Genomic DNA, 25440 nt, shown 5'->3' on the forward strand with positions numbered 1-25440 from the left:
AAACTACTTAGGTAGCGAGGCAAACAAATTAGAGTCTCAATTGAAAACTGAGTGACCAACAGAATAGTTATTTCGGTAATTATTCGGCACAGTCAATTCAATATCGAAAGATATTAAAAAATTCAGAATTCATTGAGCTGTCGAAAGACATAAAACTTTTTAATTGAAGAGTTTGATCATGGCTCAGATTGAACGCTGGCGGCAGGCCTAACACATGCAAGTCGAGCGGTAACAGAAAGTAGCTTGCTACTTTGCTGACGAGCGGCGGACGGGTGAGTAATGCTTGGGAACATGCCTTGAGGTGGGGGACAACAGTTGGAAACGACTGCTAATACCGCATAATGTCTACGGACCAAAGGGGGCTTCGGCTCTCGCCTTTAGATTGGCCCAAGTGGGATTAGCTAGTTGGTGAGGTAATGGCTCACCAAGGCGACGATCCCTAGCTGGTTTGAGAGGATGATCAGCCACACTGGGACTGAGACACGGCCCAGACTCCTACGGGAGGCAGCAGTGGGGAATATTGCACAATGGGCGCAAGCCTGATGCAGCCATGCCGCGTGTGTGAAGAAGGCCTTCGGGTTGTAAAGCACTTTCAGTCAGGAGGAAAGGTTAGTAGTTAATACCTGCTAACTGTGACGTTACTGACAGAAGAAGCACCGGCTAACTCCGTGCCAGCAGCCGCGGTAATACGGAGGGTGCGAGCGTTAATCGGAATTACTGGGCGTAAAGCGTACGCAGGCGGTTTGTTAAGCGAGATGTGAAAGCCCCGGGCTCAACCTGGGAACTGCATTTCGAACTGGCAAACTAGAGTGTGATAGAGGGTGGTAGAATTTCAGGTGTAGCGGTGAAATGCGTAGAGATCTGAAGGAATACCGATGGCGAAGGCAGCCACCTGGGTCAACACTGACGCTCATGTACGAAAGCGTGGGGAGCAAACGGGATTAGATACCCCGGTAGTCCACGCCGTAAACGATGTCTACTAGAAGCTCGGAGCCTCGGTTCTGTTTTTCAAAGCTAACGCATTAAGTAGACCGCCTGGGGAGTACGGCCGCAAGGTTAAAACTCAAATGAATTGACGGGGGCCCGCACAAGCGGTGGAGCATGTGGTTTAATTCGATGCAACGCGAAGAACCTTACCTACACTTGACATACAGAGAACTTACCAGAGATGGTTTGGTGCCTTCGGGAACTCTGATACAGGTGCTGCATGGCTGTCGTCAGCTCGTGTTGTGAGATGTTGGGTTAAGTCCCGCAACGAGCGCAACCCCTATCCTTAGTTGCTAGCAGGTAATGCTGAGAACTCTAAGGAGACTGCCGGTGATAAACCGGAGGAAGGTGGGGACGACGTCAAGTCATCATGGCCCTTACGTGTAGGGCTACACACGTGCTACAATGGCGCATACAGAGTGCTGCGAACTCGCTAGAGTAAGCGAATCACTTAAAGTGCGTCGTAGTCCGGATTGGAGTCTGCAACTCGACTCCATGAAGTCGGAATCGCTAGTAATCGCGTATCAGAATGACGCGGTGAATACGTTCCCGGGCCTTGTACACACCGCCCGTCACACCATGGGAGTGGGTTGCTCCAGAAGTAGATAGTCTAACCCTCGGGAGGACGTTTACCACGGAGTGATTCATGACTGGGGTGAAGTCGTAACAAGGTAGCCCTAGGGGAACCTGGGGCTGGATCACCTCCTTATACGATTTAGAACTTATTTGTTCGTAGTGTCCACACAGATGATTGTTATTGTAAAGAGAACAACACTTATTGTTTTGGGTCTGTAGCTCAGCTGGTTAGAGCGCACCCCTGATAAGGGTGAGGTCGGTAGTTCAAATCTACTCAGACCCACCACTTCTTGTCTAATCAAGAAGATGGTTAAAACAGTAAGTACCAGCATATGTGGGGCTATAGCTCAGCTGGGAGAGCGCCTGCCTTGCACGCAGGAGGTCAGCAGTTCGATCCTGCTTAGCTCCACCACTTTTACTTCTTAAAAATAAATATTCTTTATCGGGCCATTAACCGCCTGAGAATAGAGTGTGTTTAATTTTGAGAGGTTTTTGTATCTCTTGCTCTTTAAAAATTTGGAAAAGCTGATAATAAAATTCTGATAGATACTTTGTATTTATCAAGAGTTTTCAAAAGTAAAAAAAGAATGGTAGCAGTACCATTCAGTGCCATTTAGTTAACTCTTATGAGTTGATTGATTGGTATCTACTTTAGTATTCAATATTAACTTCTGGCGAAGTTAAACTGTCACAAAACAAAGACCCGTTTGGGTTGTATGGTTAAGTGACTAAGCGTACACGGTGGATGCCTTGGCAGTTGGAGGCGATGAAGGACGTATTAACTTGCGATAAGCCTAGTCAAGCTAGTAAAAAGCGCTTGAGACTAGGATTTCCGAATGGGGAAACCCACCTGCTTGCAGGTATCGTTAACTGAATACATAGGTTAACGAGGCGAACGCGGAGAACTGAAACATCTAAGTACCCGTAGGAAAAGAAATCAACCGAGATTCCGAAAGTAGCGGCGAGCGAAATCGGAACAGCCCTTAAGCTTATTATGTGTTAATGGAAGGCTCTGGAAAGTGCCACGATACAGGGTGATAGTCCCGTACATGAAAAGACATTTTAAGTGAAATCGAGTAGGTCGGAGCACGTGAAACTTTGACTGAATATAGGTGGACCATCATCTAAGGCTAAATACTCCCAACTGACCGATAGTGAACCAGTACCGTGAGGGAAAGGCGAAAAGAACCCCTGTGAGGGGAGTGAAATAGAACCTGAAACCGTGTACGTACAAGCAGTAGGAGCCCACTTGTTGGGTGACTGCGTACCTTTTGTATAATGGGTCAGCGACTTATATTTTGTAGCGAGGTTAACCGAATAGGGTAGCCGTAGGGAAACCGAGTCTTAACTGGGCGATTAGTTGCAAGGTATAGACCCGAAACCCGGTGATCTAGCCATGGGCAGGTTGAAGGTTGAGTAACATCAACTGGAGGACCGAACCCACTAACGTTGAAAAGTTAGGGGATGACCTGTGGCTAGGAGTGAAAGGCTAATCAAACCGGGAGATAGCTGGTTCTCCCCGAAATCTATTTAGGTAGAGCCTCGGACGAATACTTACGGGGGTAGAGCACTGTTAAGGCTAGGGGGTCATCCCGACTTACCAACCCTTTGCAAACTCCGAATACCGTAAAGTAATATCCGGGAGACACACGGCGGGTGCTAACGTCCGTCGTGAAGAGGGAAACAACCCAGACCGCCAGCTAAGGTCCCAAAGTCATAGTTAAGTGGGAAACGATGTGGAAAGGCCCAGACAGCCAGGAGGTTGGCTTAGAAGCAGCCATCCTTTAAAGAAAGCGTAATAGCTCACTGGTCGAGTCGGTCTGCGCGGAAGATGTAACGGGGCTAAACTATGCACCGAAGCTGCGGATTCAGAATTTATTCTGAGTGGTAGGGGAGCGTTCTGTAAGCGGTTGAAGGTGTACCGGGAGGTATGCTGGACGTATCAGAAGTGCGAATGCTGACATGAGTAACGATAATGGGAGTGAAAAACTCCCACGCCGGAAGACCAAGGGTTCCTATCCCATGTTAATCAGGGTAGGGTAAGTCGACCCCTAAGGCGAGGCCGAAAGGCGTAGTCGATGGGAAACAGATTAATATTTCTGTACTCGATATAATTGCGATGGGGGGACGGAGCAGGCTAAACAAGCATGGCGTTGGTAGTCCATGTGAAAGTGAGTAGGTTGGCGACTTAGGTAAATCCGGGTTGCTATTAAGACTGAGACACGAGACGAGTCACTAAGGTGATGAAGTTGTTGATGCCATACTTCCAGGAAAAGCCTCTAAGCTTCAGATTATATGGAATCGTACCCCAAACCGACACAGGTGGTCAGGTAGAGAATACTAAGGCGCTTGAGAGAACTCGGGTGAAGGAACTAGGCAAAATCGTACCGTAACTTCGGGAGAAGGTACGCTCCTATCTGTGATGAGACTTGCTCTCTAAGCGGACGGGAGCCGCAGTGACCAGGTGGCTGGGACTGTTTATTAAAAACACAGCACTGTGCAAAATCGCAAGATGACGTATACGGTGTGACACCTGCCCGGTGCCGGAAGGTTAATTGATGGGGTTATCCTTAGGGAGAAGCTCTTGATCGAAGCCCCGGTAAACGGCGGCCGTAACTATAACGGTCCTAAGGTAGCGAAATTCCTTGTCGGGTAAGTTCCGACCTGCACGAATGGTGTAACCATGGCCACGCTGTCTCCACCCGAGACTCAGTGAAATTGAAATCGCAGTGAAGATGCTGTGTACCCGCGGCTAGACGGAAAGACCCCGTGAACCTTTACTACAGCTTGGCACTGAACATTGAACCTACATGTGTAGGATAGGTGGGAGACTTTGAAGCAGCGACGCTAGTTGTTGTGGAGTCAACCTTGAAATACCACCCTTGTAGTTTTGATGTTCTAACGTTGGCCCCTGAATCGGGGTTACGGACAGTGCCTGGTGGGTAGTTTGACTGGGGCGGTCTCCTCCTAAAGAGTAACGGAGGAGCACGAAGGTTGGCTAAGTACGGTCGGACATCGTACGGTTAGTGTAATGGTAGAAGCCAGCTTAACTGCGAGACAGACACGTCGAGCAGGTACGAAAGTAGGTCATAGTGATCCGGTGGTTCTGAATGGAAGGGCCATCGCTCAACGGATAAAAGGTACTCCGGGGATAACAGGCTGATACCGCCCAAGAGTTCATATCGACGGCGGTGTTTGGCACCTCGATGTCGGCTCATCACATCCTGGGGCTGAAGTCGGTCCCAAGGGTATGGCTGTTCGCCATTTAAAGTGGTACGCGAGCTGGGTTTAGAACGTCGTGAGACAGTTCGGTCCCTATCTGCCGTGGGCGTTTGAGAATTGAGAGGGGTTGCTCCTAGTACGAGAGGACCGGAGTGAACGAACCGCTGGTGTTCGGGTTGTCATGCCAATGGCATTGCCCGGTAGCTACGTTCGGAACTGATAAGCGCTGAAAGCATCTAAGCGCGAAGCAGGCCTCGAGATGAGTTCTCACTAGACTTTTAAAGTCTCTGAAGGGCCGTTGAAGACTACAACGTTGATAGGCAAGATGTGGAAGTGGTGTGAGCCATTAAGCTAACTTGTACTAATTACCCGTGAGGCTTAACCATACAACGCCAAACGCGTTTTATGCGACAGTTTAGACAGAAGTTAATATGACTAAAGTAGATATTTACTGAAAGACTTAAAAAATATTATCAGATATTTTCCAAATTCAGTTAGTGCGCAGAAATACGTATTAACGCCCAAATTTGCTTGGTGACAATAGCGTTTTGGACCCACCTGACTCCATGCCGAACTCAGTAGTGAAACGAAACAGCGCCGATGATAGTGTAGCATTTGCTATGTGAAAGTAGGACATTACCAGGCTTCAAATAAGAGAAACCCGTTACAGCAATGTGACGGGTTTTTTGCTGTCTGGGATTTAGTAAATAGCCAAGAGCCCAAACCGCACTCAGCAGTGAAACAAAACAGCTCGAAGGCGAGCCCCGGCCGATGATAGTGTAGCATTTGCTATGTGAAAGTAGGACATTACCAGGCTTCAAATTGTAGAAAGCCCGAATCTAACGATTCGGGCTTTTTTACGTCTGCAGAAAATTGAAATGTGCGCAATTAACATACACTCATATCGCGACACAAAGGTAGTGTAGCATTTCACTGTGGCTCTCCACCGCTGTGGGCACTACGACACTACCAGGCTTCAAATTTTAGAGAGCCCGACTAGAAATAGTCGGGCCTTTTTACGTCTGCAGAAAAGTAAAATGTGGTGAATTACTCACATATCACATTATAATTTAGCTAATTTACACTCTACCAAACACTTATATTAAGCACTCAATCTCGGTGAACGAGATAAATTAAGAATCAGTTTGATCCCCTACTTAGTTGATAAGTATCTATATAAATACAGTTAAGCTCTATCTCAATAATACTAAATGGGATTGAGGTAAAAACAGTGTTACCTAGGTGCTTAATACTCTTATAGAACACATATATTGTGCCAACATGTAATTCATTGACTATAATGATTAATCCTAGGTCGCGGTAAAGAGCGCTACTTAAAATAATTAAATAATTGATTATCCGAACTGGTGAATTATTTCCTTGTCAGCATAATTAATCTTCATTGTACTTTGCATAATTCAACAAAGGATTTAATTTTCTCTGATGCGATATAAAATATCTTGGTGCTTACTTTTTACCACTATGCTTACTCATTTTTCAGCTTTTTCTAATGAGTTAGAATTTTCTGGTTATGCTCGAGTTATTGGTGGTTACTTAGACGAAAAAAATGTCGAATTTAAGGGATATGAAGACAGTATTAAATTTTCTCCATCTAGTTTAATTGGATTCCAAGGCGAGTATCAATTTGATGATAAGTGGTCTGCAACAGCCCAAGTTTTGCTAAGAAGCAATAACACAACAGCTTCTGATAACTCAGGGTTAGAGTGGTTATATTTAACATATACGCCAACTGATAATATTCAGATAAAACTCGGAAAATTACGCACACCTTTTTTTACTATGAGTGACTTTTCTGATGTTGGTTTTGCGTACCCATGGATCAATCCACCTCAACAAGTCTACGATACTTATTTATTTAAAACATTTAATGGCATAGATGCTGTTTATAAATTTGGTGCAGAAAACTTTGATTTGAGCTTTGAAGGTTACTATGGTGAAGAGTCGGGTGATATAGGGATTGGCGCCTTAAGAACGGGCTTTGAAGTTGATAACCTTTTAGGATTCATTGGTAAGATTAATATTGAAAACTTAGAATTTAGAGTCTCCCGTTATAATGGGAATATCAAGCTTGATATTGATGAGATAAGACAGCTAGAAAATGTGCTTAATAGCCTTAATTTTACAAAAAGCGCCAGCTCGGTAAAAACAAAAGGTAGAGCACATGCAGACCAATTTGGCGTAATTTACGACAATTTAGATTATTTTTTTAGAGGTGAATGGGTCCGCATTAAAACTGATTTAGGGATAGTGCCTATAATTCAAAGCTATTATTTAACTGCCGGTGTTAATCATGCTCCTTTTACTTACCACTTAACATTTGCAGATAGCGACGTAGAAACTCGTTCTGCTGAAAATGAAATTCCGTTAGGTATTAATAGCGACTTAGATCAACTTGCATATGGGTACAATCGTATTTTTGATGAATCTACGCCTGATTCAATTAAGAGTTGGACGGTTGGTGTACGCTGGGATGTGTTGCCAAACCTTGCCTTAAAAGCTGAGTTTTCAACCCTAGAAGGCGACGATGTAAAAGACTCGTTTTTCGTTACTCCTGATGACTCTGATTTTGATAAAAAAACTAATCTTTATCTTATTGGTTTGGATTGGGTGTTTTAATGATATTTTTTAAACCTATTAATAACATTAAAAAAATAATGATGCTCTTTGTAGTCGCTAGTAGCCTATTAGGTTTTAGCGTTTCAGTTTATGCAGAAAATACAAACCCCTCGAACGTCATTATTGTAGTAAATACCACAGATAAAAACTTATCTTTTAGTAAGCAACAAATTCGCCATATTTACATGGGCGGAGCTATGAGCAGACAATTTAAAGCAGTTAACCTATTTGTCGGCAATCCGCTTAGAATAAATTTTAACACTAGGATGGTAGGTCTTACTGAATCTAGAATACAAGCTTATTGGGCCCAAATGCGATTCACGGGGCGCAGCAAGCCCCCTGTTGAATTTGAGTCTACAGAAGAGGTTATAGAGTACTTACTAACCGTCGAAGACTCAGTAGCTTACCTTCCAGCAGGAATTACTATACCTAAAGAGCTCACCATAATTTCACTAAATTAAAAGTAAGCCGTTTAGTTAGAAAAGCATCAATTGCACTGAGTTATTTTGAAGTTATTGTTAGTTCTTTAAATAATATTTTCGCTTGTTCAATTGCGTGTGGTAGTTGGGCAATGCACACTGGTTTTGCAAAGTAATAGCCCTGCATTTCATCACTACCATTTGATACTAGGTAGTTAGCTTGATCGGTTGTTTCAATCCCTTCGCTACATATTTTTAAACCAAGGCGTTGGCCTAAATCGAGTATTGCTTGTAATACTGCAGTGTCTTTTGCTGAGCTTGCATATTGATTTACAAACATTCGATCTATTTTTAATGTATCAATTTCAATTTTAGTAAGGTAACTCAATGAAGAGTAACCTGTGCCAAAGTCATCTAATGCAATTGAGCCTCCCATAACTTTAACTTGATTAAAAAATTGATTGGCGTTTTCAAAATTTTCTAAATAGCTTGATTCTGTTATTTCAAACTGAATATTTGAAATATCGACGCTATGTTCAAGTAGTTTACTTTTTACAGTATGAATGAAGTTATGATCTTTTAAGTCATGGCTTGAAAGATTCATGGAGACGAGTACATTATTCCCCATAAGTTGTTTCAGCATTTGCATATCTTTAAATACTTGTGTGATCACCCATTGAGTAATCGCTTTTATTTTACCTGCTTGTTCCGCTATAGGTATAAACTCACCAGGAGAAACAAAGCCTAGCTCTTTGCTTTGCCATCTTATTAAGGCTTCTAAGCCTTGAGCTTCGCCTGTATTCGACATTTTAAGCTGATAAAATAACTCAAATTCATTTTTCGCTATTGCGTGAGATATTAAGTTAGCGACTTGCGCTTTTCGTTTGTTATCTTCAAGCATTTTATGGTGGAATATTGTATATGCGCCTTTGCCTTTTTCTTTTGATGTGTACATTGCAATATCGGCATTACTGATAAATGTATTTATATCAAATTCAGCTTCTTTGGCACTCGCAATACCAATACTAATACCCGCTGGTACGTCCCACTCATTTATAGTAAATGGCTCTTTCATACCCTCAATGATACTTTCAGCAATATCTATAACAATAGATTGCTCAGTGATATTAGGTAGCATAATTAAAAACTCATCACCGCCTAAGCGTGCAATTATGTCGTTACTACGCAGATAACTTTTCACTTTTTTAGCCACAGCTTGTAAAAGCATATCTCCGGTTTCATGGCCTAGGGTGTCGTTAACGCCCTTAAAGCTATCTACATCAAAGAACATAATCGCAACGTCTCGGTCGTTACTTTTACTACTAGCTAGTTCGAGTTTGAGTAGGTCCATAAAAAACATGCGATTAGGTAAACCTGTTAATATATCGTAGTTGGCGAGGCGCTCCATTGAATGCGTTTGTACTAAAAGTTGTGCGGTGTGTTTATGATTGGTTTGAACTTGGGAGTCAATTGTTTGTAGTAATGCATTAATGTCGTTACCAAGTTGAGATACTTCATCATGACCAGTGACTTGGTATTGAAGCTTATAATTTGTTGATTTTTCAACTTTCTGTGTGAACTTCGAGAGCGCTAAAAGTGGGCTTAATAAACGCTGATATATCCAAAATGAAATAATAATGGTGAGTGCAATAATTAAAACAACAAATGGAGCTGCACTATAAAAAAGGCTAATTTTACTTTCATTCAATGGCTTTTTAAAGTCTTGCACAATGAGCAAATATCCAATAGGAAACTGCTCCTCCCCAATTGCCTTTAAGGCCACTAGTCCTTCATTGGTTATTGTAACCGCATAAGGTAAATCTTTTGGTTGAATACTTATAAGTTCAGGCTTAAAGCTCTCAAGCTCTAAATAGTTAGGGTGGACATACGATTGGATTAATTGCCAGTCAGCGTCAAATACATTAACAAACTTAATGTGTTCATATCGATCAAAACCGAGCAATTCGGTGGTTATAGAGAACAAATCAACTTGCTCAGACATAACACGTAATAAGCTATCTGAAATATTTGAAGACATTGCATCTAAGTTTTGCTTAACAGATTGGCGATATAAATCTTCGTGTTCATTAATTGCGAGGAAAAAAACTAAATTTGCGCTAAATATAATTAAAACCGTTGTTATTATAATAAATTTATATCGAATACTATGAAGCATCAAATCTAACCCTTAACCATCATTTAATTATGTTTTAGTTATTATTGTGTAATCAGGCAATCCATAATTACAAAAAAGTTACTGACTACGCCCTTTGTAGCACTAAAAGCCTAACATTGAGAATGCTTTTAAATTCATATACTAAATATAGCTGTTTATTTAATTTTGTACTGACTTACTTTGTTGCAATTTCATTCTTGGTTTAATAAGTGACCTGTGTAAAACTACCTAAGTTAATTTAGTAAATCAGGTGACATGAATGTCGAATATTAAAGCTTGGAAACTTATAAGCCTGTTTTGTTTGTTCGCAGTGCTTATGGGTTGTCAATCTAAAGAAGAGCAGCTGCAACAAACAATTCAAGAGTCTATTAAAAAAGCAGATACAGAGCTGTCACAGCTTGGTACTGCGCTTGATAATGGGAATGTGCGCAATGCTGTATTACTTAAAGAATATGGCGAGCTCCTTAAAAAACAACAACCAGAGCTTACAAAAGTTGTTGATGTAATTACCCTTGATGCAACACGCCGAGGCGCACTTTATAGTGGTTTAACACAGCGACTTAAAGATATTAAAGGAACTTACTTAATTCCTCCTTATGAAGATACGTTGCATAGCATTGATTTGTTGCGTGATGCGTCTAAACCTACGCTATTTTCTGATGCGTTAACCGATCCTATTAATATGCTAGCTGATATGTCCAAAGGCACTTTAGCGCGTGTAGGCGCAATTAGTAAGCAAGCTGAAGGTGAGGGTGTTGGTAACCAAATGGTAGGTAACCCTAACTATGGTAACTGGCAAACAAATAGTAATGGTATTAGCTTTTGGCAATGGTACGGCATGTACCGTATTTTAGGCGATGTATTTGACCGTGTTGAATATGGTAGTTGGAGCAAGCGCCGAAAGTATAGTTATTACAATGACTATGGCCGTTCGCGTTATTCAAGCCCTAAACAAATTAAAACCCAAAGCGCGCTAGAAACACGCACGCGCCAAACATACCAACGCCAAGGTAAGCAGTTTACAAGCCCTTATGCGAGTAAAAAAACAGGTGCATCCGGTTTAAGCCGTAGTAGTTATACGCCACCAAAAAGCCGCAGTAGTTATTCTCGTTCGAGCAGTTATAGCAATAGCTCAGGATCGGTGCGTGATAGCGGTAGCAGAACCTCTCGTGGCGTGAGCCGTGGTAAGTAAAAGAATAAAGTTGGAGTTAGAATAATATGTATGAATTTAATGGAATAACTATGTGGTCGCTACAAGCATTGGCGATTGATTTTGCAATTATTGTTTTATTATTTGTAAGCCTAAAATATATAAAAGGCTGGGTTTCAAACTTACACGCAAATGATGAAATAACAGAGCGTGATAACTTTGCTTTTGGTATTAGCTTTGCCGCTGGTTTAGTGGCACTGGCGATTGTATTAACAGGTGTAAGTAGTGGTGCTTTTGCTGCAACACTGCAGCAAGAAGCACTGCAAATGTTAGCTTACGGCGCATTAGCAATTGTACTTATTAAGTTGGGTCACTTTTTTCAAGATAAAGTAGCGCTTCGTAAAGTAAGCCTGCACGACGAAATAGTTAAAGGTAACGTTACAGCTTCAATTATTGATTTTGGTCATGTTGTTAGCGTTGCAATAGTTATTCGCTCAGCACTTTTATGGGTGGCTACTGATGGCTGGCATGGCCTTCCAATTGTAATTGCTGCCTTTATTATAGGTAGTGTTGTATTACTACTTGTTAGCCAATACCGAGTGCAGTTATTTAAGCGTACAAACAAAAGTGGCGACTGCCTACAACAAGCAATTGTTGATGGTAACTTAGCTGTGGGTATTCGTTACGCTGGATTTTTAATAGGTAGTGCATTAGCTATTACAGCTGCAACGGGTGTTGCGCCATACGCTGCTGATAACATTAATGCGAGTTTACTATACTGGGCTATTAGCGCTGTAGTGAGCCTTGTCGCATTTATTATTTTGCACTTAGTGACAATTAAAATAATTTTATCTGGTTGCGATATTTCCGATGAAGTTAATCGTCAAAAAAATGTAGGTGTAGCAGCTATTTCTGCGGCAGTATCATTTGCTGTAGGTATCACTATGGCAACCTTACTAGGCGCATAATCAGTGTCATCAACCAACACTCCCCCAAGTAAGTCTCGCTTACTTGGGCACGATATATTACTAATTACTGTTATGGCCGTGCTTGCTGGGTGCGGCCTTATTTATGAATACTTACTATCTCATTATGCGGGGCGTGTACTTGGCTCAGTAGAAAGCGCTATTTACGCCATGATCGGTACTATGATTGTAGCAATGGGCTTAGGCGCTTTTTTAGCGCGCTGGTTTAAAGATGCATTTACCGCTTTTGCTTGGCTAGAAAGCATTATTGCTTTGGTTGGCATGGGCTGCATTTTAGCGATAGCGGGTGTAATAGCTGTAAGTTATTCTCTTCCTCATTTATTTTCGAGCATTTTTAATTTACCCCCAGATGTTGTACTTAATGGTTACGTATTTCAAAAGCTACAAGAGTGGTCACGTTTTCTACCTTATGTTTTTGGTTTAATACTGGGCTTATTTATTGGTATGGAAATACCGCTTATAGCGCGTATTCGTCAGCATGTTTATGGTCGTTTTTTAGAAAACAACGCAGGGACTATTTATGGTGCCGATTATATTGGTGCTGGTATTGGAGCCGCCATTTGGGTAAGCATCATGCTCTCAATGCCTATAATGCAAGCTGCGGCGTGGACGGCGTTATTTAATATTATCGCTGGGCTCGCGTTTTTATGGCGTTACCATGCCCATGTGCGCTTTGCTAAGGCACTTTTAGTTTGCCATATAGTACTGTTGGCATTGTTTGGCTTTATTTTAGTATTTGGCAGTAGCTGGATGAACAATCTAAGTAATGTTTTATACAAAGATAAAGTAATTTATTCGCAAGCAACCAAATACCAGCACGTAGTTTTAACCGAAAGATTAAGCAAAAACCAACCTCAGCCAATTACAGATTTATATTTAAATGGGCGTTTACAGTTCTCAAGTATTGATGAACAAATATATCATTCAATGTTGGTTTATCCTGCAATGCTTGCCTCTAACAGACACGACCGTGTATTAATAATTGGTGGTGGTGACGGGTTAGCGCTTAGAGATGTTTTAAAATGGCCTGTAAGCGAAGTAACGCTAATAGATTTAGACGCGCAGCTTCTCAATTTATTTGGTCATAAAGACGGTGACTTTACGCCACCAGAGCACATCAATAAGCGATTACTACAGCTAAACAATAAATCGATGCATGACTCGCGGGCCAACATAATTGTGGGTGATGCATTTTTAGAAGTTGAAAAGCTACTTGACCAATCTAAGCAGTTCGACACCATCTTAATTGACTTACCGGACCCAAATCACCCTGATCTAAATAAAATGTACAGTGACTACTTTTATAATCATGTACGTCAGTTATTAGCACCCGATGGCGCAATGGCGGTTCAATCAACTTCACCTTACCACGCTAAAAAAGCGTTTTTAAGCATTGCTAAAACAGTTAAAGCCGCAGGGTTTGAGTATGTTGAGCAGTATCAGCAAAACATACCTTCGTTTGGGCAGTGGGGCTGGACTATAGCCACTAAAATGGGTCAGTCGGCCAGTGGCCGTATTAATGATGCGACGGCTATGCCTGTGCCATCAAGGTGGATCAGTAAAGAATATTTATTGGCAAGTTTTGTATTTCCTAACCACTACTTTGAACAAGTTAAAAGTATTGAGGTCAATAGGTTAGGATCTGGTCAGTTGTATGATTACTACCGAACTGCATGGCAAATAGAAAGCGAATTGTATAAAAACTAATAAAACATGGTTGACATAATATGTCGACCGTGAGAATCTTAACTCAGACATAATATGTCAAACGACAAAAGGCAGAGACATGGAATTAAATGAACTTTCAATAAAATTAGCTTCTTTTGAAACTGAAGGCGCTAACTTTGAGTCTTTCTTGATTGCCAACCCAGGCGAGCAAGATGTTTTACAAGTCATTGTTGATGGAAATGATGAACTTCCAATTTTTGTTACACAAACGCAAGAGCAGTTGTTATGTATTAGCTACTTGTTTGACGAAGATGAAGTTAAGAGTGAATTACGCAACGAGTTAAACGAAACATTACTACGTTTAAACGTGCCAATTCCACTGAGTGCATTTGCTAAAATCGATAACAAATACGCGATTTTTGGTGCACTGTCGGTAAATTCATCATTAGATGACGTTACCCACGAACTAGTGACATTAGCCGATAACGCTATCGATGCACTAGAAGCCGTGACCTTGTATTTAAACGATTAATAGCCAGTTAGTGGAGTTAAGATTATGAGTATTTTAAAAAAATTATTTACAGCAGTACGTGGCGGCGCTCGTGAAGCAGGCGAAGCAATTGTAGACAAAAATGGCATCCGTATTTTTGAGCAAGAAATTGCAGACGCGCAAAATGCACTTCACCGCGCTAAAAAAAGCCTTACAGAAGTAATGGCTAAAGAAATGCAAACTAAGCGTAAAATTAGCGCTGTAGATGCATCAATCGCGGAACACGAAGCGTATGCAGGCCAAGCGCTTGAAAAGGGCAACGAAGCGTTAGCATTAGAAATTGCAGAAAAAATTGGTGACTTTGAAGCTGAAAAAGCCGAAAACGAGCAAGTATTATCTGGCTTTAGTAACCATATCGTTGCGCTTAAGCAGCAAGTTAAAGATGCTGAAAAATCAATTAAAGAGAATCAGCGCCAGCTTACAATGGTTAAAACCACTGAAAGCGTACAGCAAGCAACAATGGCTGTTAACAGCACGCTTAATACAAACAGCTCGTCTATGACATCGGCTCGTCAATCGCTTGAACGCATTAAACAGCGTCAACAAGATCGTAGCGACCAGCTTGGTGCTGCAAAGCAACTTGAGTCAGACGTAAATGGCGATGACTTAAAAGCAAAAATGGCTGAAGCAGGCATTGGCGACACAAGTCCAAAAAGTGCTGATATTTTAGCTCGCATCAAAGCGAAGCAAAATAGCTAACCATTACGTTTATACTTTAAAAAGGTAACCGAGTTTTGCTCAGTTACCTTTTTTGCTTAGAAGGCAGCCTTCCTATGTTTAATTTTTTCAAATCTAAAAAAGAGCCAGAGCGTCAGCTTAATCATCCGAGCGAGCTTAAAAAAGGCGACATGTTTAGCGTTATCGACTCATTTGCTTATCCGGCATGGTTAAAAGGTGAAACGCTACGTGTTACTGATATTCAGACTTACCAATATCAGCACAGCAGCGATACTGAATTTGTACTTGAGACAAATAGCGGCCAAGTTGTATTTTTACAAATTGAGCAAGATGACGGCGAGCAGTGGGCTAACTTTTCTATAAAAATTCAGCGAAACGAAGTTGAAGAGATATTTGGCCTTGATGAGTTTGCGCGTATTTTTGATGAAGAGTCGTTAACCCACATTACAGTGCAAAATACACCAGAGCGCTTTATGCCGTTTTTAGCTAAAAGTTATCAACAAAGCGAGTCGCCTTATGTGTGTTATTTCCATAATAAAGATTACCGCAACCAAACATTGCCTCGCTATGAGCAAGAAGGTGGTGAACCATGCGAAATGATTTGTTTAGCATCAGATAATGAAGGCTTTGGTTTAAATATCGAAATTTGGGATGGCGGCGAAACCGAAGTATCGCTAACGCTCATGCGTCCAATGTCAGACATTATAGACTTGTTTCCTGGAGATGCTAAGTGAGTGATGCTAAAGACAAGTGGTTGCGTCAGGAACAAGCTGTACGTGCCACACAAATGGCATTTGATCTAAGCAGCGAAGTTCAAAAGCTGATAAAAAAGCAAGCTATTGACCAAGAGTTAACGCCGTCAGATATGATCCGTAAAATACTTGGCTTAGATGTAAAATCTAAAAAAACGCGTCAACGTTTATCGTTTAATTTAAATGATGATGAGATTGCGCAACTAGCCAGTCGCTTTGATGTCCCAAGTGATGATAAGCGAGCCGTAAAACAAAAAGTAGCTGACTTACTAATTGCTCACACTAAAAAAACTAAGTAGTTGCACTAGATTATTATGAATATTACTCTAATTGCTTATCTACTTATTTTTGCGTTGTTTGGTACTGCGGCGAGTTATTTTGTACGCTTTATTTATGCATATTGGGTGCTTAAAGCAATGCCCATGAAGTACATTATAAAAGCGGGTATTTGCGTAGTGCTGGTTGTTGTAATTTCAGCGTTAATTCCGTATTTAAGTTAACGCTGAGATTAAATTATACGCGACCGTTTTTATTTTATATCAAACGACTGGCATTGGTGATTAATACACAGCGATTGCACTTCAAGTACAGGAGAACAATCGGTTAAGCCTTGTGCTTTATTTTGTATTTTTTCTTGTTTTGTTATTTGTTGAGCAAGCTGTTCTGCTTCTTCTTGAGATGTGTTCAGCGTTGAATAAACAGCATACTTACTCGGTCCGCCGCATGCGCGGGCGCCCACTTCAAGTACTTTACACTGAAAGCTTGCGGTGCAGCTGTTATTACTCACCATGTTACTAAGATCATAGTTTAAGTCAGACAAGTTTTTATTTTGCTCATTTGACGTCACAGTACTAGCACAACCACTTAGTAATAAAATGCTGCTAGCAATGCTTAAAATTGATAGTTTAATTGCTGATGGTAAACAACTCATAACGTTATCCTTAAAATGCACTTACCGCTGAACCTTCAAGTTTAACACATTTATTTTCAACACACTGCGTGCTTGGCGTTGTTAAATGCTGACAAATGCTCATCATCCCTTTTTGTGAATTATAACTACTTTCAAGCTTAGTAATTTTGTCGCTAAGGGCTGCTACTTGTTTTTCAGACGCTGATTTTGTTGAATACACAACAAAGCTGCTTGGCCCGCCACACGCGCGACTGCCTACTGCACTTATTCTGCATTGAGTGCTGGTATCACATTGCTTGTCTGTAATTAGCGTATTTAATTCGGCTTTAGCTGTTTTTATATCGTCTATTGAAACGTTTTTTAAATCAGCTTTTGGTATTTTTTCAGCAACTACGTTCTTTTTAGTATTTTCTTGTAATTGAGTGTTTTCTTTTAGCTTTTGTAGCTCTTGCTTTGGCGCTTCAGTTTCTGAGGTTATTGTTACTTGCTGCGTTTCAGTTGGCGTTTTATCTAAGCATGCAGTTAAACAAAGTGGTAAAAGTATGGCTAACAATGGGGTACGCATAACAAACCTTGATAGTGATGAAATATTCATCACTATCATACACGGTGCATTTTTTACGGCAATAAAAACTATATTATCAAGTAATTAAAGCCGTGCAAAATATCGTTTATTAAAGTCCACCCTGCGTTAGTTTGGTGGGATTAAGTAGCTTTTCGAGTTCACTGCGTGGTAAATCGGTTTCTTGTTCGGCTACATCAATAATAGGGCGGGCTTCCTTATAAGCCTGCTTTGCTATTTTTGCTGCTTTTTCATAACCGATCACCGGATTGAGCGCAGTCACTAAAATTGGATTTTTAGCGAGTGCTTTATCTATATTAGGCTGATTTACTTTAAAGCTGGCAATGGCTTTATCGCCCAATGCTTGTGCGCTATTGGCAAGTAATTCTATGCTTTGCAAAATATTATACGCAATGACTGGCAGCATAACGTTTAGCTCAAAATTACCCGCTTGGCCTGCTACTGTAATGGTCGCGTCGTTACCGATTACTTGTGCGCTTACCATGGCTGCGGCTTCTGGTATTACCGGATTTACCTTGCCAGGCATAATAGACGAGCCTGGTTGAAGTGCTTCTAACTCTATTTCGCCTAAGCCCGCAAGTGGCCCTGAGTTCATCCAGCGTAGGTCGTTCGCTATTTTCATTTGTGCTACAGCGAGTACTTTTAATCGCCCCGAAAGCGCTACTATGGCGTCTTGTGAGCCGATGTTATAAAAAAAGTTACTACTAGGCGTAAATCTAATGCCTACATTGGCACTCAGGTTTTCTGCAAATTTGGCTGCAAACTTAGGGTCTGCATTTATTCCTGTTCCAACAGCTGTACCGCCTTGTGCCAGTTCGCATACACGCTCTAAGCTATGTCTAATTCCTGCTGCGGCATGATTAACTTGTGACTGCCACGCACTTAGTGTTTGATCAAATGTAACAGGCATTGCATCCATTAAATGCGTACGGCCCGTTTTAACTATATGGCCTACTTCAGCTTTTTTCTTTTCTAGGCTTTGCGATAAGTTTTCAAGCGAAGGAAGTAATTCATACACTACATTTATTGCGCTACTGAGTGCGATAGCAGTAGGGACTACATCGTTAGAACTTTGCCCCATGTTTACATCATCATTAGGGTGAATGCTTTCACTGCCTAATCGGCTAGCAAGCGTTGCAATAACTTCGTTGGCATTCATATTTGAGCTTGTGCCCGAACCTGTTTGAAAAATATCAACGGGGAAATGCTCAACATGCTCGCCATCAATAATACTTTGACAAGCTTGCTCAATAGCATTTGCTTTGTCTTTACTTAAATGGCCAAGCTCGCAGTTACTTTGCGCAGCAGCTTGTTTTATATAAGCCAGTGCAGTGATAAATTGCTTTGGCATAGATAAGCCACTAATGGCAAAGTTATTAACTGCTCGTTGTGTTTGCGCCTGATAAAGCGCATCAGTAGGTACTTGTAGCTCGCCCATGCTGTCTGATTCTGTTCTAAAGTTGCTCATAAGTGTGCTCCTTAAAAAGGGTTGAATTCGTGACTAAGAATACGAGCTTCACGCTCAAGTATTAAAAATTGTGCAGTATTGTTATGCACCTTATAAAACCGTTTTAATGCTAATAATGGTTTGTATAGCTGCTCTAAACATTGTTTACGAATAGCATTATGTATAAGAGGGTCGCACATTTTGTTCATAATTTCATGGTGTGTGCGCCTAAGATAAAACTCTTGAAGCAAGGGATTATGTTGTTGCTCAAATTTTTTGGCGACGTTAAGGGCGGTTTCTATGTAGTCGGCAACGAGCATGGGTGCATGCATGCCAGGTCTTAAGCAATGACAAGAGCGTTCTTGATGGTAACGATGCTGGGCATAATTTGAAGACATAAAAAAACCGACTCAACTTAACGATAATAGTTATCATTACATTTAATCGGTTTCAGTGTAAACAGTTATTATAAAAATTATTTGCGATACTAATTTGAGTATTAATTGTAGCCAAGAATAAATATCTGATCTGTTTCATGTTTTGTCATCGCCTGTTGATTATGTTTAGGGTGCGAAAGTAAATCGATTACTGTAGCTCTCATATCAACGGCGTAACTATGATCGTCGGCGGTTTTTTCGGTTATAGCAATGGCCGCGTCTACAGCGGTATAAGGGGGTATATGCATAATTTTATCCTTTGAAATTTAATATAAGTTAAACCCTTTAGTGGGTTAACAATATAAAAGCATATTACGTACCAACCATAATGAGCCAGCTCAACCATATGATAGTTATAGTATTTAAAAATTACCTTTTTTTCATCACGACAAAATAAGCTAAATTTGCTTTACTGTTGTGCATTAATCTACAATTTTGGTGCACAGTAATGACAAAGCCATTTTCACAAGCCTGTGAAAACAATAAAACCCCTATTTTAGAGCAATTAAAGGACGTATTAAAAAATACTAAAACAGTACTCGAAGTCGGATCAGGAACCGGCCAGCATAGTGTGTTTTTTGCAGAGCAATTACCACATTTACAATGGCATACAAGTGATCGCGCTATAAACCACGAAGGGATTAATTTATGGCACCGCGAAGCTAATTTAGCTAATTTACATGCACCACTTGAGCTTGATTTAAATAATGAATGGCCTGTAGATAAGGTTGACGCTATTTATACTGCAAACACATTTCATATTGTAAGTTGGCAATTAGTTGAACGTTTTTTTGACGGTGTTAAACGTCACTTAAATAGCGACGGTATGTTGTGTATTTACGGACCATTTAAGTACCAAGGTGAATTTACCAGCCCAAGTAATGATGACTTTAGTGCCTTTTTAACAGAGCGCGATCCGTTAAGTGGAATAAGAGATTTTGAAGCAGTTGAACAGCTAGCTAAGCAAGCAGGGCTTACGCTTATTAGCGATACTGCCATGCCTGCAAATAATCAGTTACTCGTTTTTAAACGGCAGTAATGAGCTACATTGCTCTTTATATATATCAATATGGCCGCGTTCACGCTTTAAGTAGTCGCTTATTGCATTACTGAAATCGCCATCAACAATATGGTGAGCAGAGTAGGTAAGTACGGGTTCAAATCCGCGTGCTATTTTGTGCTCACCTTGTGCTCCCGAATGAAAGCAGCTGAGTTTATGCTTTATTGCAAACTCAATACCTTGGTAATAACATAATTCAAAGTGAAGCGAATCTACTTCCTCACTTGCTCCCCAGTAGCGCCCATAAAGCGTATTCTCACCTACTAAACTAAGTGTTGCAGCAATCACGTTGTCGTCTTTTTTGGCCAGCATAATAACGAGGTTATTAGCCATTAATGCATGTAAAAGCGTAAAAAACTCCATATTTAAATAGCCCAAATGACCAGATCGCTTTAAGTAGGTACGCTGATAAAACTCACAAAACAATTGCATTATCTCGGGCGTAATTTGCGTTCCTTGCAGCCATTCAATATCAATATTTTGTTGCGCTATTTTAGCTCGCTCTTTTTTAAGTGACTTACGTTTTCGTGAGTTAAGTATTTGCAAAAAATCGTCAAAGGTTTCAAAACCTTTATTAAACCACTGAAATTGCACACCCACTCTTAGCATGGCATGTTGCTCAGTTAATGATGTTGCTTGGGCTTGGTCGCAAAAATTAACATGCCACCCCGACCACCTTTGCTCAGCACTGTGTATATTAAGTTGCTCTGTAATGTACTGATACACCGCATTTGGGTTAGCGTGCTCGATAGCAATACGCTTGCCTTCAATAGGGCTAAAGGGAATGCCAGATAGCCACTTGGGATAATATTCTAAACCGTGTTTTTCGTATGCCTCAGCCCATGCCCAGTCAAATACGTACTCGCCGTATGAATGACTTTTTAAATACCCAGGTGCAAGCGCAATGAGCGTATCATCTTCAAAAATAGCGAGGTGATGGGGCTGCCAACCGCTTTTTTGTGTTACGCATTGGCTTTGCTCAAGGGCATATAAAAAAGCATGTTGAGTAAATGGTTCATCACCAAATAAACGTTGCCACTGCGCCTGATCAATCTCATTAATACTGCTAAACCATTGGTGCGAAAACGTTCCCATGACTACTTACCTTGTAGTTGTTCTAAGCTGTTCTACGTTTTTAATAAACGTACTAATTTGCTTTTTAAGCTCGGTAAAATGAGGATTATAAGTTAAGCGTTGTAAAGCCGGATAGTGTTTTAAGTTGGCGCTTGTACGCTCTCCTAGTTGTGGATTTTTTGTTGTTTTACATGTTTTATACAGGGACTCGTCGTTAATAAAGCTGCCACAATTACGATAGGTTGCGTTAATTCCATAATGTGGATTTTGCGGTGAGTTAACAACAGCAATATGCGACATACCATGAACTTTTTTACACTGAGGCGTTGTGCACTGCGGATTATTTACTGTGTAGTCACTAGCAAAGTCTGGCGGTAAAATATCAGTGCTTCCATAAAGTACTAAAGTATCGAGCGGCTTATATTTTACTGAATTATCTTTGTGTAATGCACTTAATAATTTTAGCGTGGCACGCGTATCTATCGTGGTATCAATATCGCTAAGTACACTAAAAATAGGTAATTTAAGTGCAGAGCGTTTGTTTAAGCTACTTACGCTTGCAAGTGACATTGCATCGTACGATGCGGCAGCTGCATTTAAAGGAAATGATTCATACTTAGCAAAGTCTACATCGGCGTCTTTATCTATCCAATTAACAAAGGGTATGGCATCAATCCACTTTGCTATCCAGCCGTACTTATTATGTGGCTCAGAGCCTGGCGAATAAAGCATAAGCGCTTTAATTTTGGGTGAAACAATGTGCTTGGTTGCGTAATCAATAAGTAACGCTGCACCGGTAGAGTAACCTGCGAGTATCACCTCATCAAAGTCTTGTACCGAGCGTTTAATACCGTATTTTATTGCCTGTTGCCATTGGCTAACCTCTACATTGAGTAATGCACTTGCGGCGCTTCCATGTCCTGGTAATAAAATAGTACGCACAGTATAGCCTTGTTGATAATACACTTGTGCTAAATCGTGATACGTAAAGGGGGAGTCAGTTAGCCCGTGAATTAGTAGTGCAACTTTATTACTATTTGGATGCGTAAGCTCAAAAGGGGTAATAATATCTGCAATAGTAGGGTCAGGTTTTCGCGTACCTTGTGTTACTAATTGCTGGTACGTTTGTGTAATAACAGGGCATGGCATATCTGCACGTGGATTGGTTTTATTTATATGTTTATATGCAAAATCTAAGTAATCGTTAAATGGTAAAAGTGCGTGGTAATTAAAGCGCTGGTGGTTGTGCTCTTTTTCAAAGCGTAATAAGCCTTGTTGCTTACTTTTTGTTATAAATTTAAAGTCGCTCGCCTGCGAGATACAGTTTTGAGCGACAGCAATATGCGAAAAAACACTTAAAACAAAACCAAAAGCGACTCTTAAAACTATTCTTAAAATTAAACCACTATTGTTCATTAACTTCTGCATATTGGACAAGACACTCGGTTAGCTTAATGAGTTCAAGCGGTTTTGCAAGGTGCTGGTTAAATCCAACGGCTTGTGCATGTGCTTTATCCTCTGGCATAACGTCGGCAGTTAAAGCAATAATCGGGAGCTCTTGTTCAGTTTTAAACTGGCGGATCAGTGCCGTTGCTCTATAGCCATCCATTACAGGCATTTGGCAATCCATAAGCACTAAGTCAAAATGCTGCTTTTTAACTATATCAACGGCCAGTTCGCCATTTTCTACTATATACGGCACAATTCCTAACGAGCCAAGCATCGCTTTAATAACCATTTGATTTACTGGGTTATCCTCTGCGACCAAAATATCTAGCGAAGTAATATTAGTATTATCAAATGTAATAACATGTTCTTTTTTAGGTTCTGTTGTTTCTAATCGCATTGAAAATGTAAAAGTAGAGCCTTTATTTACTTCACTTTTAAGTGTTATGTCAGCCCCCATTAATTGGCTTAACTCTTTCGCTATGGTTAAGCCAAGGCCTGTACCACCAAACTGCCTTGAGGTAGAACTATCCGCTTGGGTAAATGCGTTAAATAATTTTTTATGTTGGCTCGGTTTTATACCTATGCCGGTATCACTAACGGTTATAACTAGCTGTACTTTATTGGCGGCAGTAAACTCTGTTTCTATGTTTAAAGTAACGCTGCCTTGGCTTGTAAATTTAATCGCGTTACTACATAAATTAAGTAATATCTGCTCAATTCGCATAGGATCACCAATAAACCAGGTATCTAAAGGTAGCTTTGAGTTAACTTGCCATTTAATACCTTTGTTAACGGCGCTTTGCTCAAACATATTGTTTATGCGTGTTATTAAAGCACCTAAGTCGAATGCAATAGATTCAATAACTAACTTTTGGGATTCTATTTTTGATATATCAAGAATGTCATTAATTAAGTTTAATAAGCTTTTAGATGCTGAGTTTATTTTATCTAAATAGCCAATGAGTGTACTTGCATTGTCTGTTTCTCTAGCAAGTGAAGAAAAACCAATAACGGCGTTTAATGGTGTGCGTATTTCGTGGCTCATATTCGCTAAAAATTGGCTTTTAGCCTGATTAGCTAAATCGGATTGCTTCTTTGCTTGTGCGAGTGAGTGTGTACGCTCTGCAACTTGACGTGTAAGCGCTATTTGTTGCTGATTAAACAGCAGTAAAACCATTAAAATTAAAGAACATACGGCAACTTGAAGTATGAGTAATAATAAAGTTAGTTGACTATTATGTTGTGTTAAAAAGCTTTCTTTAAGGGCTAGTTTTACAATCCATTTTTGCCCTGCAAAGTCCACATCAAACGACATTAAGCGGCTGCCTTTCGCTTGCTGAACATTTTGAGAGTAATTACTATAAAACGGCGGAGTGTTTGTATCTTCGTATATACCAATCGAAAACATATCAGACTGTTCTTTAGAAATTGCCTGCTCAATAATACTACGCACTAAAAACACACCAGTGGCATAGCCTTTAATTGTTTTTTCATCACTATGCTGGGAGTACACAGGGGCAAATAATAAATAGGCTGGTTTAGGTTGTTTGGTTTGCACCAACTGAATTATTTTAGTTCCTACTGGCATGTACTTTATAGCGGGGTTAAGCAGAGAGTTTTTTCGATCAGGGTTTGAAAATACATTAAAGCCAATAGCTTTTTGATTACCATTAAAAGGAGCTATGTATTTTACTATCACAAGGGGATCGCTACTTTCAAGAGGTTCGCCAACTACATCAATATCTAAATGATAAATGTTTGATATTTCTTGGGCAAAGACGTCGCGTTGATCTTGAGGTATTTTTGCGTTCCACGATAAGGCGTTAATAAATGCGTGTTGAGTTAGTAACTGGCTAGCATAAGAATAAAAATCTTGCTGGCTTAGCATGGGAGATGACTGTACCTGACTTGCTAGACTCTGCACTGCGATAATACTACGATTTGTATATCTATAAAGGCTGTTTTCTATAACATGGACTTCACGTTCAGCAATTTTAATAGTGTTTATACGATTTTCTTGATCGTATAACTGCGTTGTTACCGCGACTGATAAAAATAAAATAGAGCATACTGCAATTGTCGGAAACGCCGATATATTATGTTGATTAGACTTTTGTGGTAATAAAGAAAGTAAAAGCGGAGTCGCAATTAATACTCCTAATGTATCACCAAGCCACCAGTAAGTAACATTCTTCCAATGATTATCAACACTGTAAACCGAGTTGAATTGGCTTAAGGCAAATACGCCAAAGTTAGCCGAAATTAAGCTGACCAATATTGCTATAACAAGGATAAAATAAATTATATTCTTGCGCTTTTTAAAGCGCAGTGGGTGCCCAAGCCAATACTTTAAAAGAGCTGCGCCGACCATTGCCTGTATAACAACACCAAAGGCGATATACATAGCCTCGTTAAATGAGTTACCGACCAGGACTAGCTCATGAGCTGAACTGTCAAAAATATTAAGGTTAAAGGCAATTGCAGCTACAAATAAAGGCGGGATAAAGCGCCACCACCAAATATAACAACCGACTAGTGCTATGCCGGCAGGTAACCAAATTGGAATTATTTGCGAGTTAAAAGCAAGTTTAGTGAGTGCTATGCCGACTAAAAAATATGCTAAAGCAAACATGATGTAAAAAATAATGGAATGATTTTTAGAGTTAAAATTTTTCACAT

Annotated in this window: 20 protein-coding genes, 2 tRNA genes and 3 rRNA genes; 16 read left to right on the forward strand and 9 right to left on the reverse strand. The window is 40.4% G+C overall.

The genetic code is table 11. The features are described 5' to 3' along the window. Window positions 1–160: 160 nt before the first annotated feature. The 7 genes from FFU37_RS15610 to FFU37_RS15640 all read left to right on the forward strand — a co-directional run bounded on the left by FFU37_RS15610 (window position 161) and on the right by FFU37_RS15640 (window position 7883). A 16S ribosomal RNA gene (locus FFU37_RS15610) occupies window positions 161–1696 on the forward strand. Window positions 1697–1772: 76 nt separating this feature from the next. After that, window positions 1773–1849: transfer RNA gene (locus FFU37_RS15615), tRNA-Ile, on the forward strand. A 50-nt stretch (window positions 1850–1899) separates the two neighbouring features. Continuing rightward, window positions 1900–1975, forward strand: a tRNA-Ala gene (locus FFU37_RS15620). Between the two features lie 306 nt (window positions 1976–2281). Further along, a 23S ribosomal RNA gene (locus FFU37_RS15625) occupies window positions 2282–5171 on the forward strand. A 144-nt stretch (window positions 5172–5315) separates the two neighbouring features. Next, window positions 5316–5430 (forward strand): 5S ribosomal RNA (gene rrf, locus FFU37_RS15630). The 16S, 23S and 5S rRNA genes sit together here with 2 tRNA genes alongside, the layout of an rRNA operon. Window positions 5431–6228: 798 nt before the next feature. Continuing rightward, a complete protein-coding gene (locus tag FFU37_RS15635; protein WP_138489872.1) occupies window positions 6229–7422 on the forward strand; it encodes a TonB-dependent receptor in 1194 nt (397 codons plus the stop codon). Beyond that, window positions 7422–7883 carry a hypothetical protein gene (locus tag FFU37_RS15640; protein WP_138489873.1) on the forward strand — a complete coding sequence of 154 codons (462 nt, stop codon included), beginning with the start codon at window positions 7422–7424 and terminating at the stop codon, window positions 7881–7883. The genes FFU37_RS15635 and FFU37_RS15640 overlap by 1 nt, the downstream gene beginning before the upstream one ends. Window positions 7884–7923: 40 nt before the next feature. Here FFU37_RS15640 and FFU37_RS15645 read toward each other — a convergent pair whose 3' ends face one another. Then, window positions 7924–10017 (reverse strand): putative bifunctional diguanylate cyclase/phosphodiesterase, encoded by a 2094-nt coding sequence (locus tag FFU37_RS15645; protein ID WP_138489874.1) that lies wholly within the window; start codon window positions 10015–10017, stop codon window positions 7924–7926. A gap of 259 nt (window positions 10018–10276) precedes the next feature. Between FFU37_RS15645 and FFU37_RS15650 the strand changes: the two genes are divergently transcribed. The 8 genes from FFU37_RS15650 (at window position 10277) to FFU37_RS15685 (ending at window position 16301) form a co-directional block, all read left to right on the forward strand. Continuing rightward, window positions 10277–11209, forward strand: coding sequence for a hypothetical protein (locus FFU37_RS15650; protein ID WP_033020991.1), 933 nt, complete (start codon window positions 10277–10279; stop codon window positions 11207–11209). Window positions 11210–11235: 26 nt separating this feature from the next. Continuing rightward, a complete protein-coding gene (locus tag FFU37_RS15655; protein WP_024597420.1) occupies window positions 11236–12135 on the forward strand; it encodes a DUF350 domain-containing protein in 900 nt (299 codons plus the stop codon). A gap of 3 nt (window positions 12136–12138) precedes the next feature. Then, entirely contained in the window at window positions 12139–13860 is a 1722-nt protein-coding gene (locus FFU37_RS15660) for a polyamine aminopropyltransferase (RefSeq protein WP_138489875.1), read from the forward strand. A 79-nt stretch (window positions 13861–13939) separates the two neighbouring features. Then, window positions 13940–14353, forward strand: a complete 414-nt coding sequence (locus FFU37_RS15665) for a YjfI family protein (RefSeq protein ID WP_004335098.1) — start codon at window positions 13940–13942, stop codon at window positions 14351–14353. 24 nt (window positions 14354–14377) lie between these two features. After that, entirely contained in the window at window positions 14378–15070 is a 693-nt protein-coding gene (locus FFU37_RS15670; protein WP_004335088.1) for a PspA/IM30 family protein, read from the forward strand. A 74-nt stretch (window positions 15071–15144) separates the two neighbouring features. Further along, entirely contained in the window at window positions 15145–15783 is a 639-nt protein-coding gene (locus FFU37_RS15675) for a DUF4178 domain-containing protein (protein WP_138489876.1), read from the forward strand. Continuing rightward, complete coding sequence (locus FFU37_RS15680) at window positions 15780–16100, forward strand: hypothetical protein (RefSeq protein ID WP_138489877.1); 321 nt, start codon at window positions 15780–15782, stop codon at window positions 16098–16100. The genes FFU37_RS15675 and FFU37_RS15680 overlap by 4 nt, the downstream gene beginning before the upstream one ends. Window positions 16101–16115: 15 nt before the next feature. Next, on the forward strand, window positions 16116–16301 hold the full coding sequence (locus FFU37_RS15685) for a hypothetical protein (protein ID WP_033020990.1): 186 nt from the start codon (window positions 16116–16118) through the stop codon (window positions 16299–16301). 29 nt (window positions 16302–16330) lie between these two features. Here the strand turns inward: FFU37_RS15685 and FFU37_RS15690 are convergent, their stop codons facing one another. The 5 genes from FFU37_RS15690 to FFU37_RS15710 all read right to left on the reverse strand — a co-directional run bounded on the left by FFU37_RS15690 (window position 16331) and on the right by FFU37_RS15710 (window position 19426). Next, window positions 16331–16732 (reverse strand): hypothetical protein, encoded by a 402-nt coding sequence (locus FFU37_RS15690; protein ID WP_138489878.1) that lies wholly within the window; start codon window positions 16730–16732, stop codon window positions 16331–16333. Between the two features lie 10 nt (window positions 16733–16742). Next, window positions 16743–17276 carry a hypothetical protein gene (locus FFU37_RS15695; protein ID WP_138489879.1) on the reverse strand — a complete coding sequence of 178 codons (534 nt, stop codon included), beginning with the start codon at window positions 17274–17276 and terminating at the stop codon, window positions 16743–16745. 109 nt (window positions 17277–17385) lie between these two features. Next, window positions 17386–18762 (reverse strand): class II fumarate hydratase, encoded by a 1377-nt coding sequence (locus FFU37_RS15700; protein WP_138489880.1) that lies wholly within the window; start codon window positions 18760–18762, stop codon window positions 17386–17388. An 11-nt stretch (window positions 18763–18773) separates the two neighbouring features. After that, the gene (locus FFU37_RS15705; RefSeq protein WP_239022706.1) at window positions 18774–19139 is read right to left on the reverse strand and encodes a hypothetical protein; all 366 of its coding nucleotides are present in this window, start codon (window positions 19137–19139) and stop codon (window positions 18774–18776) included. A 101-nt stretch (window positions 19140–19240) separates the two neighbouring features. After that, a complete protein-coding gene (locus FFU37_RS15710) occupies window positions 19241–19426 on the reverse strand; it encodes a hypothetical protein (protein ID WP_004335065.1) in 186 nt (61 codons plus the stop codon). Between the two features lie 200 nt (window positions 19427–19626). Here FFU37_RS15710 and FFU37_RS15715 point away from each other — a divergent pair, with 200 nt between their 5' ends. Continuing rightward, the gene (locus tag FFU37_RS15715; protein ID WP_004335062.1) at window positions 19627–20217 is read left to right on the forward strand and encodes a DUF938 domain-containing protein; all 591 of its coding nucleotides are present in this window, start codon (window positions 19627–19629) and stop codon (window positions 20215–20217) included. Here FFU37_RS15715 and FFU37_RS15720 read toward each other — a convergent pair. From FFU37_RS15720 to FFU37_RS15730, 3 genes are read right to left on the reverse strand one after another with little or no spacing between them, the layout of a single operon-like run. Further along, window positions 20194–21333 (reverse strand): GNAT family N-acetyltransferase, encoded by a 1140-nt coding sequence (locus tag FFU37_RS15720; protein ID WP_138489881.1) that lies wholly within the window; start codon window positions 21331–21333, stop codon window positions 20194–20196. The two genes, FFU37_RS15715 and FFU37_RS15720, sit on opposite strands and share 24 nt — an antisense overlap. A 6-nt stretch (window positions 21334–21339) precedes the next feature. Then, window positions 21340–22728, reverse strand: coding sequence for an alpha/beta hydrolase (locus FFU37_RS15725; RefSeq protein WP_138489882.1), 1389 nt, complete (start codon window positions 22726–22728; stop codon window positions 21340–21342). Further along, window positions 22718–25438: an ATP-binding protein gene (locus tag FFU37_RS15730; protein WP_138489883.1), complete on the reverse strand. Its 2721-nt coding sequence runs from the start codon at window positions 25436–25438 to the stop codon at window positions 22718–22720. Before FFU37_RS15730 ends, FFU37_RS15725 begins: the two co-directional genes overlap by 11 nt. Window positions 25439–25440 lie beyond the last annotated feature (2 nt).

Source organism: Pseudoalteromonas distincta, from assembly GCF_005877035.1.
Classification (GTDB): domain Bacteria; phylum Pseudomonadota; class Gammaproteobacteria; order Enterobacterales; family Alteromonadaceae; genus Pseudoalteromonas; species Pseudoalteromonas distincta.